Source organism: Bartonella sp. AA126HLJHH (assembly GCF_042197425.1).
GTDB lineage: Bacteria > Pseudomonadota > Alphaproteobacteria > Rhizobiales > Rhizobiaceae > Bartonella.
Window position 1 is genome coordinate 141,185 of sequence record NZ_JBHIRU010000001.1, and the last position, 16,434, is coordinate 157,618.

Annotated in this window: 15 protein-coding genes; 10 read left to right on the top strand and 5 right to left on the bottom strand. The window is 37.1% G+C overall.

Annotated elements, in window-relative coordinates; all coding sequences use genetic code 11:
* Positions 1-24 precede the first annotated feature (24 nt).
* The 5 genes from ACFIQC_RS00480 to thpR all read left to right on the top strand — a co-directional run bounded on the left by ACFIQC_RS00480 (position 25) and on the right by thpR (position 4,311).
* On the top strand, positions 25-1,809 hold the full coding sequence (locus ACFIQC_RS00480; RefSeq protein WP_375629192.1) for a stimulus-sensing domain-containing protein: 1,785 nt from the start codon (positions 25-27) through the stop codon (positions 1,807-1,809).
* 23 nt (positions 1,810-1,832) lie between these two features.
* Complete coding sequence (locus ACFIQC_RS00485) at positions 1,833-2,297, top strand: HPr kinase/phosphatase C-terminal domain-containing protein (RefSeq protein WP_375611387.1); 465 nt, start codon at positions 1,833-1,835, stop codon at positions 2,295-2,297.
* Positions 2,298-2,433: 136 nt separating this feature from the next.
* On the top strand, positions 2,434-2,832 hold the full coding sequence (locus ACFIQC_RS00490) for a PTS sugar transporter subunit IIA (protein WP_375611386.1): 399 nt from the start codon (positions 2,434-2,436) through the stop codon (positions 2,830-2,832).
* Positions 2,833-2,849: 17 nt separating this feature from the next.
* Complete coding sequence (locus ACFIQC_RS00495; RefSeq protein WP_012754483.1) at positions 2,850-3,143, top strand: HPr family phosphocarrier protein; 294 nt, start codon at positions 2,850-2,852, stop codon at positions 3,141-3,143.
* A 628-nt stretch (positions 3,144-3,771) separates the two neighbouring features.
* Entirely contained in the window at positions 3,772-4,311 is a 540-nt protein-coding gene (gene thpR / locus ACFIQC_RS00500) for an RNA 2',3'-cyclic phosphodiesterase (RefSeq protein ID WP_375620860.1), read from the top strand.
* Between the two features lie 106 nt (positions 4,312-4,417).
* Here thpR and grpE read toward each other — a convergent pair whose 3' ends face one another.
* Both grpE and hrcA read right to left on the bottom strand, forming a co-directional pair.
* Positions 4,418-5,080: a nucleotide exchange factor GrpE gene (gene grpE / locus ACFIQC_RS00505; protein ID WP_375620861.1), complete on the bottom strand. Its 663-nt coding sequence runs from the start codon at positions 5,078-5,080 to the stop codon at positions 4,418-4,420.
* A 134-nt stretch (positions 5,081-5,214) separates the two neighbouring features.
* Positions 5,215-6,285, bottom strand: coding sequence for a heat-inducible transcriptional repressor HrcA (gene hrcA / locus ACFIQC_RS00510; protein ID WP_375620862.1), 1,071 nt, complete (start codon positions 6,283-6,285; stop codon positions 5,215-5,217).
* Between the two features lie 513 nt (positions 6,286-6,798).
* Between hrcA and rdgB the strand changes: the two genes are divergently transcribed.
* On the top strand, positions 6,799-7,446 hold the full coding sequence (gene rdgB / locus ACFIQC_RS00515; protein WP_375629186.1) for an RdgB/HAM1 family non-canonical purine NTP pyrophosphatase: 648 nt from the start codon (positions 6,799-6,801) through the stop codon (positions 7,444-7,446).
* Positions 7,443-8,642 (top strand): radical SAM family heme chaperone HemW, encoded by a 1,200-nt coding sequence (gene hemW, locus ACFIQC_RS00520; RefSeq protein WP_375629182.1) that lies wholly within the window; start codon positions 7,443-7,445, stop codon positions 8,640-8,642. Before rdgB ends, hemW begins: the two co-directional genes overlap by 4 nt.
* A gap of 1,601 nt (positions 8,643-10,243) precedes the next feature.
* On the opposite strand, the gene dapE is transcribed toward hemW, so the two are convergent.
* The 3 genes from dapE to ACFIQC_RS00535 form a co-directional block, all read right to left on the bottom strand.
* Positions 10,244-11,416 (bottom strand): succinyl-diaminopimelate desuccinylase, encoded by a 1,173-nt coding sequence (dapE, locus tag ACFIQC_RS00525; RefSeq protein WP_375706596.1) that lies wholly within the window; start codon positions 11,414-11,416, stop codon positions 10,244-10,246.
* Between the two features lie 222 nt (positions 11,417-11,638).
* A complete protein-coding gene (locus ACFIQC_RS00530) occupies positions 11,639-12,385 on the bottom strand; it encodes a M48 family metallopeptidase (protein ID WP_375673681.1) in 747 nt (248 codons plus the stop codon).
* 31 nt (positions 12,386-12,416) lie between these two features.
* Entirely contained in the window at positions 12,417-13,196 is a 780-nt protein-coding gene (locus ACFIQC_RS00535) for an alpha/beta hydrolase (protein ID WP_375612802.1), read from the bottom strand.
* Between the two features lie 196 nt (positions 13,197-13,392).
* On the opposite strand from ACFIQC_RS00535, the gene infC reads away from it, so the two are divergent.
* The 3 genes from infC (at position 13,393) to ACFIQC_RS00550 (ending at position 16,273) form a co-directional block, all read left to right on the top strand.
* Positions 13,393-13,911, top strand: a complete 519-nt coding sequence (gene infC / locus ACFIQC_RS00540) for a translation initiation factor IF-3 (protein WP_026500140.1) — start codon at positions 13,393-13,395, stop codon at positions 13,909-13,911.
* A 345-nt stretch (positions 13,912-14,256) separates the two neighbouring features.
* The gene (locus ACFIQC_RS00545) at positions 14,257-14,442 is read left to right on the top strand and encodes a hypothetical protein (RefSeq protein ID WP_375620867.1); all 186 of its coding nucleotides are present in this window, start codon (positions 14,257-14,259) and stop codon (positions 14,440-14,442) included.
* 64 nt (positions 14,443-14,506) lie between these two features.
* Positions 14,507-16,273, top strand: a complete 1,767-nt coding sequence (locus ACFIQC_RS00550; RefSeq protein WP_375692994.1) for an ABC transporter ATP-binding protein — start codon at positions 14,507-14,509, stop codon at positions 16,271-16,273.
* Positions 16,274-16,434: the final 161 nt, after the last annotated feature.

The following is a 16,434-nucleotide window of genomic DNA, read 5'->3' on the forward strand; positions in this document are numbered from 1 at the left end:
AAAATTTGAATGGCAATCAAATCGATGACAGACAATTCTCAACTGGAAACTTTACAAAAAACAACCGTTAATGGTACATCCTCAACGCCATTTCTTATGTTCGCTCGTTTGCATCTTCGAACACAACGTCTCTTTAGACAATTGCTTTTTTCCAGCCTCACACGTCGCATTGTTATATTAAACATTGCTGCTCTTGCCGTTTTAGTTACAGGCATTTTATACCTTAACCAATTTCGCGATGGTTTAATTGAAGCAAAAATCAAAAGTTTATGTACCCAAGGAAAAATTATTGCTGGGGCTATTGCTGCTTCTGCAACAGTAGATACAAATTCTATCCTCATTGACCCTCAAAAACTCTTAGAGTTACAGACTGGTGAAAGCGTTACACCCGCTCCTCAATCAACCGATTCTTGGGATTTTCCTATTAACCCTGAGCAAGTTGCCCCTCTTTTACGGCGTCTTATTACACCTAAAACGACAAGAGCACGTATCTATGATCGTGATGCTACTCTCCTTCTTGATTCGCGCGTTCTTTATTCTAGTGGAGAAGTTTTTAGTTATGATTTACCCCCACTTAAAACAGAACAAAACATGTGGGATCGCCTTACTTCATGGTATTCAAACGCATTTTATGGCAAAGGTATTGCTCTTGACAGAGAACAAACAAAAACCAGTGGTATTGCTTATCCAGAAGTGTACCGCGCATTAAACGGATCTCTTGCTACGGCTAAAAGACGCAACAGACAAGGGCAATTAATTGTTTCTGTTGCCGTTCCTGTTCAACGCTATCGCGCAGTGGTTGGAGCTCTTCTTCTTTCAACCACTGGTTCCGATATTGATAACATTGTAAAAGGCGAAAGACTGGTTATCTTTAAAGTTTTTGCCGTTGTAGGTAGCGTACTTTTGGTTCTTTCTCTCTTTTTGGCCCATACGATTGCCCATCCATTAAGTAAATTATCTGCCTCGGCTAATCGAGTGCGTAATGGCAATAATCAGCGTGTAGAAATTCCTGATTTTTCAATGCGTGAAGATGAAATTGGTCACCTTTCAACTTCTATTCGTGATATGACCAATGCCCTTTATATGCGTATTGAAGCCATTGAACGTTTTGCTGCTGATGTAAGCCACGAATTAAAAAATCCTCTCACCTCCCTACGCAGTGCTGTTGAAACGCTCCCTCTGGCTAAAAATGAAGAAGCACAAGAAAAATTGCTGGAAATTATTCAACATGATGTGCGCCGCCTTGATCGGTTGATTACAGATATTTCTGATGCATCGCGACTCGATGCAGAGCTTGCACGAGAAACCGCAGAGATTGTTGATATGACACCACTTTTGGAAAGTCTTGTTCATGCTGTTCAGGAAGTGTATCGTAATACGCAAACTATTGATATAAGCCTTAATATTGTCCCACGTCCTCATGGAAAAGCTTATCTTGTATTGGGACATGAACTTCGTTTAGGACAAGTGATTTCAAATCTTCTTGAAAATGCGCGTTCTTTTATTCCTCGGAATCGTGGCAAAATTTGCATTACTATGAAAAGCCATGCTTCAACCCTTATTTTAACCATTGAAGATAATGGCCCAGGTATTCGTTCAGAAAATATTGAACGCATTTTTGAACGTTTTTACACAGATCGACCAAATGAAGATGCTTTTGGACAAAACTCTGGACTTGGCCTTTCTATTAGTCGGCAAATCATCGAGGCTCATAATGGGACAATTACAGCCGAAAATATTATTGATCCTACACTTGGGAAGTGTAAAACTGGTGCACGTTTTACTATCATGCTTCCGCTTGCTAAATAAATCTTTTATCCAAAGTAAAAGACATGAAAACAAAATGTGAAATACTCCACGCAAATTGCCTTCAACTAGGCGGCAAGGGGCTGTTAATTATAGGTCCATCCGGATCAGGAAAATCAACCATCACCCTTTCTTTGCTTGACCGCGCTGAGTGGTCAAAACGTGAAGCGAAGCTTATCAGTGATGATTATACAATGTTGCGTGCGGAAAATGGAAAGCTTCACGGATACACTCCTGATAATTTAGAGGGCGGCATCGAGATTCGTGGCGTTGGTCTTTATATGATAGAATTTGAAAAGCACACAACTATCGATTGTGTTATTTTTCTCGGTCCGGAATATGAACGTTTTTCCACAAATAAAACTTTTCAATTTGAAAATTTGCACATTCCTCTTTTAAAACTTCCCTCTCTTCGTGAAGCCGATTGTACAGCCATTTGTCAAGCTATTGAAGCATTTTTGTTTAGAAAAATATGGCAAAAATCTGTCTAATTTTTTTCTAAAGATAAAAAAATCACAATTTTTGCCTTTTTTTTGCAAATTTTTCTTGGCAGCAAGATAAAGCCTTGTACAATGTCTTTCCCACCAACTATGGTTGGGTCTTATTAGTTAACAGGAGTTTGCGTAAATGATTGGACTCGTGCTTGTAACGCACGGTGAGCTGGCTGTCGAATTTTTACATGCCGTGGAACATGTTGTTGGAGTACAAGAAAAGTTCGCAACAATATGCGTTTATCCCGATGACGATATAGATCAGCGCCGAGGTGATATTATAGCCGCAGTAACCGATACAGATACGGATCATGGCGTCATCATATTAACAGATGTGTTCGGTGGAACACCATCAAATATAGCTATTCCTGCTATTGAAAAAGGACGCGTTGAAATGATTGCGGGTGTTAATTTGCCCATGCTTATTAAACTGATTTCTATTCGCAAATGTCCTGATATTTCATTATCAGACGCGTTAAGAATAGCACAAGAAGCAGGGCGTAAATATATTAATGTACCAAGTATGATTTTATAGCGGATAATAAAATACCAATGTTTTCCAAAGATACCCTCCCATGTATAAGTCGTCATTTCAATATCTGTAATAAACGTGGGTTACATGCACGTGCTTCTGCAAAATTTGTACAAACTGTTGACAATTTTAATGTTACTGTTGAAGTTGAAAAGGACGGGAAAATTGTTGGCGGATCATCAATTATGGGACTTATGATGCTAGCGGCTTCATCCGGTTGCAACCTCACCATTCGTGTTTCAGGACCAGAAGCAACAGATGCTCTTAATGCTCTTGAAAAGCTCATCAATAACAACTTTGGAGAGGAAAACTAGTGCTTTTTCATCATAAACAAAGATGATAATTCTTAGAAAATAGGAACTTTCCATCATTATTTTGAATTTTAATTTCTCTTCCCGCTTTTATACAAATATTCATATCCATTATAGATTGGCATAATTATCATAAATGTAAAAGCTTATAATAATTTTGTTATGCTCGATTTTTTTCTTCCTTTCCTAACATTATTTGACCAATTTGAATAGTTTTGCGTATTATGGCTATTCCCCGACTTAATCATATAATTAAATTTTTACAGAAAAGAGAACTCTTTACCTTGTATTAAAGTATGCTTTATTTTAGGCTAAAGATAAATGTCAAAATAATTTCGCACATCAAAAATCTATCAACTTTTCTTATTTTCTGCTAACTTTGTAGCCTTTATAATACACAAGTAATCTTCCATTGCACATCATTGTGATACAGATCCTGAAAACGCAATTCTTATCAATATCATAACCATTTTCTTAAAACAAATAAGCTGTGTATATTCATAATTATGGTAAGCATTTTTTAAACATTATTTTTCTATACTATTGCCTTATGTTCTTTGGTAGACAACTCACTCTCGTTATCTATCATTGTGCTTGGAGTGGCATCTTTTCATTGTAAAGAGGTAATATTGTGGGTCGTCTATTTAGTGCCCTTCAAATTCCTCAACAAACAACACAACAACTTGTGTCGTTGCAAAGTGGCTTACCAAATACGCAGTGGATTAATTCGCAAAATTTTCATGTCACCTTATCTTTTTTTGGCAAAGTTGAAAGTTCTACCGCAGATATACTTATGCACGCCTTTGACACAATAAAGCTCTCTCCTTTTATGCTACAAATAGATGGTTTTGATATTTTTGGTTCAGAAAATACTGCCCCCTCTCTTGTTATTCGCATTAAACCTTGTAAAGCTCTCAATCTTCTACACGAAAAGATGCAATCTATCCGTAGCCATTTAGGTCTAACACCTGATGAAAGAGAATTTACTCCACATATTACTATTGCGCGACTGCTTGATACTAAACCTGAAGACCTTGTTCCTTATCTGTTCTTTCGAAGGAATTTTTCATTTCCTCCTTTTGAGGTTGATCATTTTGTTTTATTTTCATCGCCATTTCCCTCAAGCGATGCCGTGTATGTTGTAAAAGGAAATTGGCCACTTCAAAAATAAAAGGGTGTTTGTCACACCCTTTAAAAACTCTTTGAGAAAAGACCCTATGTATATGAAACTGCAGGGAATACTGCATTTTACGATAGAGGTTTGTTATTGATGTGTTTTAAGCCGAATCATCTTCAACAGAAGTTTCTTTTGCTCCTCCTTTGGCTACACCCACTATAGCTGGACGTAACACCCTTTCCCCGATAATATAACCTGCCTGAACCACTTGTTGAACAGTATTATCTGGAACATCAGCATTGGGAATTTCAAACATCGCTTGATGAAAGTGAGGATCAAATTTTTGCCCCTCTGGATGAATTTTTTGCACCCCATGACGTTCTAATGCTGCCATCATGGCACGTTCAGTCATTTCAACGCCTTCTGCCAATGATTTCAAACCAGCATCACTCTCCCGTGCACCTTCTGGAATAGCTTCCAAAGCACGATTGAGATTGTCAGAAACCGATAACATATCCCGTGCAAAATTAGCAATGGAATAAGCTCTTGCATCCGCCACATCTCGCATAGTACGGCGTCGAAGATTTTCCATATCTGCAACAAGACGTAAAAGCTGATCTTTCAGTTCTTTATTTTCATCCTGCAAAGACGCTAAAAGATCACTAACCTCATTGCTTTCTGTTTCAACGACTTCGTGTTCCTCTGTTTTATGTGTTTTTAAAAATTCATCGGCTGCCTGTTTAAGTGTATTACGATCAGCTGGATTTTTTAAATCACAATTTTCAAATGAAGCGTCAGTAAATTTGTTTTTTTCATCAGACATAAAAATTTTATTCCTTCATAAGATTCGTTATTCTCGATATCGAAATTCTACAGACAAAAATCAAGGGGTATCGATGTATATAATACTATATAATACAATGAGCTTTTATAGTACAAATACTTACTTGCATCGTTTTAACGCAATAACTGTGACACAAGTTGAGCTGTATAATCAACCATGGGCACGATCCTTGCATAATTAAGCCGTGTAGGACCAATAACACCTAAAGCACCAATGACTCTTTGTTGTGAATCACGATAAGGTGCTACAACTAAAGAAGAACCAGAAAGTGAAAATAACTTATTTTCTGAACCAATAAAAATTCTAACCCCAGAACCTTCATCCGTTAAATCGAGAAGTTGTGCCATACTTTCACGCGTTTCAAGATCATCAAACAAATGGCGTAATCGTTCTAAATCTTCTTCTGCTTTCACATCTTCAAGTAAATTGCTACGCCCGCGAACAATGAGGTGTATTTTATGATCAGCACCTTCTCCTCCCCAAAGAGCTAATCCCGTTTCAACAAGATGATGCGATAAATCATCAAGTGCAGCCCGTGTTTCTGCGCATAAGCGGGCAATTTCCCCTTTAGCTTCACTCAATGTAAGCCCTTGGATATGGGCATTGAGAAAATTCGTTGCTTCCGTCAATTGTGCATGAGTAACCCCTTCCGGTAAATGAACAATACGATTTTCAACTTCACCTTGTTGAGTCACCAAAACGGCAAGAGCATGCTCCCTATCAAGGCGCACAAATTCAATATGTTTCAATGTTCCTTCTTGTTTTGTTGCTAAAACAAGCCCTGCCCCACGTGAAAGATCTGAAAGAACTCGGCTTGCTTGAACAAGAAAATGTTCAACCGATTGTGCATGACCAGCCTCTTTGACTTGCATTTCAATATTTTCTCGCTCTTCGTTTGGCAAATCACCCGCTTCCATAAATGCATCAACAAAAAAGCGTAAACCTGATTGTGTTGGCATTCGACCCGCAGAAACATGTGGTGCATAAATCAAACCGAGATGTTCAAGATCACTCATCACATTGCGAATCGTCGCAGGCGATAATGTCTGTTGTAAAAGCCGCGAAAGATTACGTGATCCTACAGGTTCACCATCATTAAGATAAGCTTCAACAATATGGCGAAAAATATCACGCGAACGTTCATCAAGATATTTTAGTTCATTATCAATAGTTTTGTGCTTCATCACAACTGTTTCACTACTTTTAAAATCCTCATCTCTTATATAAGTTTTGCCAAGGTTTGGTCAAATAGTCTAAAGTAGTATAAAAACATATTATCCTATTGAGCTGTAAAATGCTACCTTTCAGAGTGATGCTTGATAAATTACGCAGGAAATATTTTTGTTAGAGTGTGTGAGAAATATTTAAGATTAAGAATTGATCTGTAAAGTGGTCTGCTGTAGGGACTTGTCAAGAGAATCTAGATTGATTAAAAATCGCTGTAAATAGAAAATTTCACCCTTTAGAGCAAGCAGAAAATTGGAAGTTTACCATAAAATGCTATCATAAAAAAGACATGTCTTCCCTATCTTTGCAAGGTTATCTTCGTGCAAGATAAAAAATTTTATTGGAATAAAATATCATAAAACGTGTAAAATAATCATATTATGTGAAATCAAGCAGAATGTGTGTATATGAGCATTTAAACCGTTTTTTAGCACAAAAATAATTCCCCTTTCATTTTTGGAGAAATCTATATGAGAAGCATAGCAGATAAAAAACTTGTCATTGCTACACATAACACTGGAAAATTGCATGAAATCACTACTTTAATTACGCCTTTCGGTTTAATAATACAATCGGCAAAAGAACTAGGCTTGCCAGAACCAAAAGAAACGGGAAAAACATTTGAAGAAAATGCTTATATTAAAGCTTTTTCAGCAGCAAAAAAAACAGGACTTCCTGCCCTCTCTGATGATTCAGGCTTAGAGGTAGATGCATTGGAGGGTGCGCCAGGCGTTTATACCGCTGATTGGGCAATTCAAGCCGATGGTACACGTAATTTTCCAAAAGCTATGAAAAAAATAGAAAATGAACTCCAAAAAGTCGGAGCACGAGAAAAAAGTCAACGGAAATGCCGTTTTATATCCGTCATTTGCATTGCATGGCCTGATGCTCATGCAGATTACTTCCGTGGATGCGTTGAAGGAACGTTCATTTGGCCTCCACGGGGAGATAAAGGCTTTGGTTTTGATCCTATTTTTTTACCAGATGGATGTGAAAATACCTTTGGAGAAATGTCAACAGAACAAAAACACAACTGGAAACGCAATGATCTTCCCCCTCTTTCACATCGCGCACGTGCTTTCAAACTTTTAGCAGAAAACCTTTTAGCATTCTCATGAATGAACCTTTCGGCATTTACATTCATTGGCCCTTTTGTGCAGCTAAATGTCCTTATTGTGACTTTAATTCGCATGTTCGCATCCATGGTGTTGATCAACCACGTTTTGTCACCGCCTTTAAGCGCGAAATAGAAACGCAATACCACAAAATAGGACCACGCCATATTACAAGTATTTTTATTGGTGGAGGAACCCCCTCTCTTATGGAGCCACAAACTGTCGATGCCCTATTGCAAGCACTTGCAAAAAAATGGGTAGTCGATGATAAAGTTGAAATTACATTAGAAGCTAATCCATCCAGTGTGGAAGCAGAGCGCTTTCGTGGATACCGTGCGGCAGGTGTTAATCGCTTATCTCTAGGAATACAAGCGCTCAATGATAAAGCATTGCGCAAACTTGGCCGACTCCATAATGTGGAACAAGCTCTTTGTGCCATTGCTTTAGCACGACAAATTTTTCCACGTTTATCCTTTGATCTCATTTATGCCCGCCCCGAACAAACCCTCGAAGAATGGAAATCTGAAATTTCCCAAGCAATTGATTTGGCAGCAGACCATCTTTCTCTTTATCAATTGACGATCGAAGAAGGAACCGCCTTTAAACGCCTTCATGATGCAGGAAAACTTATCCTTCCCCCATCAGAGCTAGCAGCAGATCTGTATCATCTTACTCAAGAAATAACGGCACTACATGGACTTCCTGCCTATGAAATCTCAAACCATGCAATGCCCGGTGCCGAATCAGCACACAATCTTCTTTATTGGCGTTATCACCAATATGCAGGCTTTGGTCCAGGAGCACATGGACGTTTCATTGAGCATACACCGAATCATTCCTCTTTCTGTTCAAAAACATTGTCATCACACCTTGAAAACCGCGAACGTTATGTCACAATAAATGAAAAGCATCCCGAACAGTGGCTTAATTTGGTAGAAACAACAGGACATGGCTGTATTGAAACGGAACATTTAACCACTGAACAACAGGCAAATGAAATGCTCCTTATGGGATTACGCCTTTGCGAAGGCTTAGAACTTATACGCTATGAAACCTTAAGTCCCAAACGCATCCCTATGGAAAAACTGATCGAGTTACAACACCAAGAATTGATAGAAATGGTCGATAACCAACGCTTAAAAGCAACAGCCAAAGGACGTATTGTTCTTGATCACATCATCAGCCAACTCGCAAATTAAAGTTTTTATAACAACATACTTATTTTAATCATAATTATCATTTTTCATAGCAAGGTGAGACTAGAATATTGTGAGATTCTTTCATTTCAAAACTATTTATAGCAAGTTAGTTATCGCCATTTGCTTACACCTTAAAAATAGAGAAGCATGTGGATAAAAACTATAAAAAGGAGTAAAAAGGCCTCTTATGAACACTCTTAAGTGCTAAAAGCTATTGCAATATTTTGAGCTAGAAAGTGTATGGTGCTCTAACTTTATTTTTCATAAACATAAAGATGAGAAGGCATTATAGATTTTATATTACAACATTCATAAGCACCGTAGTAGCACAAATGTGACAAACATTAAGAAAATTTCTTTAAAACAAGTACGTGAATGCATAATACGATAATGTATTTTTTCTTTATGAAATCGTGGCACCATTAAAAGAACCAGAGAAATAAACATGAAACCATGCATCAATTTCTGATTATTTAAAAGATATTACTCTAGATAATTTTGAAAACCGTAAAGCTGAATAAAAGAGAAAGTAAAAAAGAACGCTGATTTTCACCTTTATACCTTTATATTTCCCCTCAATCAGGTTGTGGTTGTATGTCTGTTTCAGAGATTACAAAAAATAGATATACACAATGCTTTTATCCTATTCTGTCATATAAAAGCTGTTATCGCAAAAAATACTGAACCAATATTTATTTGAGATACGCGGCTGTATGATCGTATTAATTTATAGGTAACAGCAACATCATGAGCTTTACTAAACAAATAATGTGCTCAAATGGCAAATATACTAAATATGAATCGGTATTGCTTTGTTAGCGAGCGAAACGATGTTAATCTCATATGATCTTACTTGTATGCGTATATGCTTATAAGTGTCTGTACCCGTCCTTTAAGGTTATTTAATTAAAAAATTGAGAATAATACTAGGACAATCTTTGGTTAAAGAAATCAACGTGCTGCTACAAAAAAATTCTGTGTATCTTTATCATAACCAAGATTAAAGCTGATTAAATACGCTCACCTTCTATCTCGTAATGATTTGCAACGGAAGTTCTTGGGGACAAAAAAAGCAAGGTAAAATATATGAAATAAAACAAACTTAAAGCGCTTTTCCTATAGTCTTTATTCTAAGAAAGTCTATAGGAACAAGAAGTACCTTTTATGCGAGTGCAGAAAACATATCAAAACATGAGCTGTGAATGAGCGCATTTATGTTGTACGAACTTTTTACAATAGTAGCATGTTTTTGTGTATCTTTATGGCATCAACCTGTCATCACACAATGATGATATAATATTCATTGTTTTCCATATATGATTGCGTGTGACTTCCTTTCTACACTTTAAAGAACGAATATTTTCAATCCAATATGGTCTAAACAGTTCTGCTTCTTCAAGCAGATCTCTTTTGGCTTTTCAATTATGTAATTCACTTAACTAAAGACTCTACAGGCAAGAATCCCAACTTAAGAATATTCATTACTTACTCTAAGACTACTTAATATATTAAGTTTTACGAGTCTCGTATCACCACACCATAAATGGCAATATCTTATGGCACAACAAGATAAAGGTATTTTTGAACCAGCAACCTTTTCTTTATGCAAAAAATTCAATAATAAAACGCTCATAAATAGTAGTAAGTGTTTCTATTGCATCAAGGGCTACACACTCATCTACCATATGCATCGTTTGCCCCAGTAAACCAAATTCGACCACTGGGCAATAATCCTTAATAAATCGTGCATCTGAAGTACCACCAGAAGTGGAACATTCTGGTATATTCCCTGTTACACTTTTAATAGCATTGGATAAAGTTTGAATGAGTTTATCATTTTTGGTCAAAAAAACATCTCCTAAACTTGGAATCCATTCAAGCTGATAAGAGGGATATTGGTCACCATTGTTTTTTGATTGTACCAAAGCAAGACGCTTTTCAATTTCCTTCATCAGTGTTTCTTTTGTCCAAAGATCATTGTAGCGTATATTAAAACGAATCGTTGTCTGCGCTGGAATAACATTGACCACTAAATTACCGGTATCGATGGTTGTTAGCTCTAAATTACTGGGTTGAAAATTTTCTGTCCCTTTATCTAAAACGGTTTGTGTCAATGCTTGAATAAGCTTACTTGCCAAAGGCAAAGGATTGGCAGCCCTTTCTGGAAAAGCAACATGACCTTGGCGACCCTTCACGGTAATGACACCAGAAATCGATCCGCGGCGACCAATTTTGATAATATCACCAACAGTCTTTACGCTTGTTGGTTCTCCCACAAGAGCCGCAGTCCATTTTTCGCCTTTTTTTTCTGCCCATTTGAGAAGTTTTACCGTACCATTAACAGCAGGCCCCTCTTCGTCACCAGTAATTAAAAGGCTTACCCTTCCTTTAATGGGTCGTTTCTCAAGAACTCGCGCTAGAGCCGCAATAAAACAAGCGATACCACCCTTCATATCAACAGCACCCCGCCCATATAATTTCCCCTGATCTATAACAGCTTCAAAAGGTGGATAAGTCCAATCTTCCAATGCACCTGGCGGTACGACGTCCGTATGACCCGCAAACATAAGATGGGGTCCTTCACTTCCCATTTTTGCATAAAGATTTTCAACATTATCTGTATTTTTATCCGTAAAAACAGGGCGATCGACGTGAAATCCCATTTTTTTTAAAAATTGTTCCAAAGTTGATAAAGCCCCTGCTTCATGAGGTGTAACAGAAGGACAACGAATAAGTGCCTGTAATAGCTGAAGTGGATCTGTAAGAACAGACATAAAAAACCTTCCCATTTTTTTATAAGTCATCGGAACTTAGGGTTATTACGCTGAATTACAAAAAAGATAAAGCAAAACATTGAAGACACTCAGCAAACCAAGCAGGGGAGAACAATCGTGCTGAGAGCTTCAATGGCTTCCTCATTATGCATGAGCAAGCAAACACTCAACAAAACACTCAACAAAAAGTTCCGTTAAATATTGCCTTCATTTGAAAGTTTTTTACGCCTCTAAATTATATGAATCAAAATTAATTGCATGCAGTCTAGAAGCATTTTCTTTCAACCAAGCACGATATGTTTTACTATCAGGACATAGCTCTTCACAAAGAGCCCAAAATCTTGGCCCATGATTCATTTCAACAAGATGAGCAACTTCATGGGCAACAACATACTCAACAACTTCTTTTGGTGCCATAATAAGGCGCCAAGAAAAAGAAAGACGCTTATCGATTGAACAAGAGCCCCAACGACTTCTCGTATCTTTATAACAAATGGATTTGACTTTACGCTCTACCTGATGAGCATAATGTGCCACCAAAGGCGTTATAATAAGCGCCGCTTGTTTTTTCAAAACGTCAGCAATGCGTCTTGGGAGATATTCTAATTGACCATAAACAATAATTTCAGGCCCTTGCTCCGCATCTGCTGTAATGATTTCTGTTACCCCACGTCCCTCTCTATGCTTTATGGTATGAGAAACACCCAATAAGGAAATTGTCGCCCCTTCTTTGAGATAAGCATTTTTATGAGAGATTTGTACATGAGCAAGACGTGCCTCAATCCAAGATCGATGCTTTTCAATAAAATTTTCAACCGCATAGAGATTTATTGCTGGTGGTGTTGTTACACAAATCTCCTGACTTCTGGCATCAATACGTAAGGTAAGACGGCGCGCATACTTATTTTCCCGCACCCGTACAGGTACAAAACGCTCAGAAAAAATAAAATGCTGTTTAGAAATGCTCATATATTTTTATCTTCATCAATAAATGTACCCCTTACTTTGCATTAATCTGATTAATAAAAGATCTCAATACTGTTTCAAGGCAATCTAAATCTTGTGGACGAGAAAAGCGATGATCCGCATCACGAACAAGTGTCAATGTTACATCATGGAGAGGTAAATGATCAAGTAAAGTCAATGTATGCTGATAGGGGATATCTTCATCTTCCATCCCTTGTAGAATATGGACTGGACATCCAACATCAATGCATCCTTTCATAACACAATTTTCGCGCCCATCTTCAATCAATGTTTTTGTAAAGGGCATTGGCTCTGTATCATCAACTGCAGGTCGTTCAATATAGCCTTTCTCCTCCAAAATCTTCCATTCTTCTGGGCCTAATTTTGGTTCCACCAATGTTTGTGTAAAATCAGGTGCTGGAGCAATCAATATCATGCCAGCAAGCTTCTTATTTTTCTGTGCTAGCATCATTGCAAGCCTTAGCGCAATCCACCCCCCCATAGAGGAACCAATCAAAATTTGTGGACCCTCACAATAGGTTTCAAAAGTCGCTAAACTTTCCTTAACCCAACGCGAAATTGTTCCTTGAAAAAAATCACCTTCAGATTCTCCATGTCCAGAATAATCAAAACGTAAACAAGACAAATCATTCTTCTGAGCAAACTGATCAACTAACGTTGCCTTACTTCCTAACATATCGGATTGATAGCCAGGAAGCCAAACCAAACCTGGAGATTGGCGCCCCTTGCGATAGCGTACTGCAAGTGCGGTGTTCTCAAATGAAAAAAACTGACAAGGAATATTTTGATCCATGATTTTTTATCCTCTATAAAACAATTTCTTTAAATTAAGAGAAAAACTTTTATAATCTAAATCATTCCAAAAAGTAATAAATCAAATAATGAAAATAACACGAATTATAGTTGTTTTTAGGTACATAATTGTATATTAAATTAACTGTAGTTGAATCAAAATTTAAGGAGCATAAACCATTCGTAAACCGTTTAAAATGACACCTACCCAAAAAGACGGACCACGTTCAAATCAGGATATTCGGGTACCTCATGTTCAGCTTATCAATGATGAGGGACAACATCAGGGAGTTGTTGCGATACAAGAAGCTCTTGCTATGGCTGCAGATGCGGGACTTGATTTGGTTGAAATTGTACCAAATGCGGAGCCACCTGTATGTAAAATCATCGATTTGGGAAAATTAAAATATCAAACCCAAAAAAAAGCTGCTGAAACACGTAAGAAGCAAAAAGTCATCGAAATCAAAGAGATTAAGATGCGCCCAAATGTTGATGTCCATGATTATGGAGTCAAACTCAAGGCTGTTCATCGCTTTATTGATCATGGTGATAAAGTAAAGATTACTTTGCGTTTTCGTGGTCGTGAGATGGCTCACCAAGATCTTGGATTAAAGCTTCTTCAGCGTGTGAAAGAAGATACAAGTGAAATTGCCAAAATCGAATTGGAGCCAAAGCTTGAAGGCCGGCAAATGATGATGGTGATAGCACCTAAATAGTTTTGCATTGGAATAATATTCGCATGCAACGCATCAAAATGATGTGTATAGTATTATTTAGAAGCACCACATAGAATTTTTGTGGTGCTTTTAAGGTTTTATAAATGTGTATAAATCCTTTTAAGAGTTTAATAATGCTTTATCAATTTATAAGAAGAATTCGTTATTTTGCATATTAATGAGAAAGCTCAAACATCGTAAGGTCTTCTTATTTCAAGCTCTTTTATCATGCAATGCGGCAAAATTGTTTGCTTACACATCACAAATGGAGATGATACATAAAAATTATTAAAAAAGCAGAAATGTTTTTTGTGAGCCATTTCAAGTGCCAAAGGCTATCACAATATGGAAATTGGTAAATACAATAGTGAAACTCACCGGTATCTTTTATTGAAAACTAAAAATAATGATGAACAACGAATTTTCGTTATACCTTTTACAGAAACTTTGAACTACATTCTTCACTCTCACCGTCGTGAAATTGATGTGATGAACCTTGAAAGAAAAAGCTATTTTTGTAAAAAAGATTAAGGGGCTTTTTAATTAAGAGTGTTTCAATCTTGCATAAAATAATGAGAGAATATAGAAGCTCTTCATGGCTAAAAAACAAATTTCCTCTTTTGACAAACATCTTATTATCCGCCTTTTGCGAGAAAATTTTCGTAAACATATGCGTTGGTACAGTGCGGCTATCTTCTCAATGATCATCATTTCTTGTACCACAGCAACCAGTGCATGGATTATGCGGGATGTTGTTAATCAGATTATTGATGCACAAAATTTTCCTATGATTGTTTTGATTTCTAGCTTCATTGCTTTTATCTTTATTCTCAAAGGAGTTGCAACTTTTTTCCAAACTTACTTTCTAAACAAAGCAGGCAATAGTATCATTGCTGAACAACAGCGTAAAATTTTTGCACGACTTATGGAACAAGGTGTCTCTTTTTATCATAATAACACTTCATCTGATCTTCTTGTTCGTGTAACTCATAACGCGACAGCCGTACGTAATATAATTGATACTATTATCACAACTTTTGTACGTGATTTGCTTTCCGTTAGTGGTCTGTTGCTTGTCATGTTCATTCAAAACTTTGTGTTAATCTCCATTACTTTAATCGTAGGACCACTAGCTTTTTTAGGCGTTCGAATGGCTTTAAAACGCGTTCGCAGCTTGATGGAAAAAGAGCTCCTTTCACTTGGTGAAATTATCAAAATCGTACAGGAAACGGCTGTTGGTATTCGAATCATCAAGGCCTTTTCACTAGAAGAAGTCATGAAAAAACGGATGGACAAAGCCATTTGTGATGTTGAAAAACAAACAAACAGTATTGCAACACTCGAAGCTATTACCAATCCAATTATGGAAACACTCACGGGTGTTGCCATTGCAGGTATTATTTGTTTTTCCGGTTATCTTGCAACCCAACGCGCAGGTGTTCAAGGTGAATTTATGTCCTTTATTGTTGCTTTACTTTTAGCTTATGAACCCGCAAAAAGACTAGCAAATGTACGTGTTAAAATTGAATCTGGCTTGGTCAATATCCGTACGATGTTTGAAATACTCGATTGTCCCCTTACAGTTATAGAACATAAAGAAGCTAAAGATCTGAATAAAACGCAAGGAACTATTCGTTTCGAACATGTTTCTTTTGCATACACTAATAACAAAATGATATTGAAAGACATCAACCTAGAAATAGAAGCCGGAAAAATGACAGCATTGGTGGGACCATCCGGTTCGGGAAAATCAACCCTTATCAACCTTATTATGCGCCTCTATGACCCCACAAAAGGACGCATATTGATTAATGATCAAGACATTCGCTACACAACATTTCGCTCTCTGAGAAACCTGATGGCCTATGTAGGACAGGATACTTTTCTCTTTCAAGGAACTGTTAAATATAATATCGGGCTTGGAAAAGAAGGGGCTAGTGATGACGAAATTATCGAAGCAGCAAAAGCAGCAAATGCTCATGACTTTATTATGAGTTTGCCAAATGGTTATGATACACAGATAGGTGATAATGGCTGTAATCTTTCAGGGGGGCAAAAACAACGACTCGCTATCGCTAGAGCAATGATTCACGATAGTGAAATTCTGATTCTTGATGAAGCAACAAGTGCGCTCGATTCACACACCGAAGCACAAATTAATGAAGCTATTCATCACCTTACTAAAGGACGCACAACGATCATTATTGCTCATCGCCTTTCAACGATTGCTCGTGCTCATAAAATTGTGGTCATACAAAATGGACAACTGATTGAACAAGGTACTCAAAAAGAATTGCTAGCAAAAGAACATGGGTTTTATAAAAAACTTCATAATATCCAGTTCAAAAAACATACCTCCTAATTTCTAGATCCTTAAATAAAATTTGAAATAAAAAATGGATAGAAGGTAATGCTCCATTTATAAAAAAGACTTGTTACCACGAAAAAGCATTACTTTAATCAAAGTTGGCAAGGAATTTATGGTTTATTGAAAATAAACTTCTTGGATTTAGATGAAAACTT

Bases quoted from the DNA above. Each gene is read 5' to 3' on its own strand.
- ACFIQC_RS00535 (WP_375612802.1), bottom strand. From the start codon at position 13,196: ATGGATCAAAATATTCCTTGTCAGTTTTTTTCATTTGAGAACACCGCA.
- hrcA (WP_375620862.1), bottom strand. From the start codon at position 6,285: ATGAAGCACAAAACTATTGATAATGAACTAAAATATCTTGATGAACGT.
- ACFIQC_RS00485 (WP_375611387.1), top strand. From the start codon at position 1,833: ATGAAAACAAAATGTGAAATACTCCACGCAAATTGCCTTCAACTAGGC.
- ACFIQC_RS00480 (WP_375629192.1), top strand. From the start codon at position 25: ATGACAGACAATTCTCAACTGGAAACTTTACAAAAAACAACCGTTAAT.
- ACFIQC_RS00495 (WP_012754483.1), top strand. From the start codon at position 2,850: ATGTTTTCCAAAGATACCCTCCCATGTATAAGTCGTCATTTCAATATC.
- rdgB (WP_375629186.1), top strand. From the start codon at position 6,799: ATGAGAAGCATAGCAGATAAAAAACTTGTCATTGCTACACATAACACT.
- ACFIQC_RS00490 (WP_375611386.1), top strand. From the start codon at position 2,434: ATGATTGGACTCGTGCTTGTAACGCACGGTGAGCTGGCTGTCGAATTT.
- hemW (WP_375629182.1), top strand. From the start codon at position 7,443: ATGAATGAACCTTTCGGCATTTACATTCATTGGCCCTTTTGTGCAGCT.
- dapE (WP_375706596.1), bottom strand. From the start codon at position 11,416: ATGTCTGTTCTTACAGATCCACTTCAGCTATTACAGGCACTTATTCGT.
- ACFIQC_RS00550 (WP_375692994.1), top strand. From the start codon at position 14,507: ATGGCTAAAAAACAAATTTCCTCTTTTGACAAACATCTTATTATCCGC.
- ACFIQC_RS00530 (WP_375673681.1), bottom strand. From the start codon at position 12,385: ATGAGCATTTCTAAACAGCATTTTATTTTTTCTGAGCGTTTTGTACCT.
- ACFIQC_RS00545 (WP_375620867.1), top strand. From the start codon at position 14,257: ATGGAAATTGGTAAATACAATAGTGAAACTCACCGGTATCTTTTATTG.
- grpE (WP_375620861.1), bottom strand. From the start codon at position 5,080: ATGTCTGATGAAAAAAACAAATTTACTGACGCTTCATTTGAAAATTGT.
- infC (WP_026500140.1), top strand. From the start codon at position 13,393: ATGACACCTACCCAAAAAGACGGACCACGTTCAAATCAGGATATTCGG.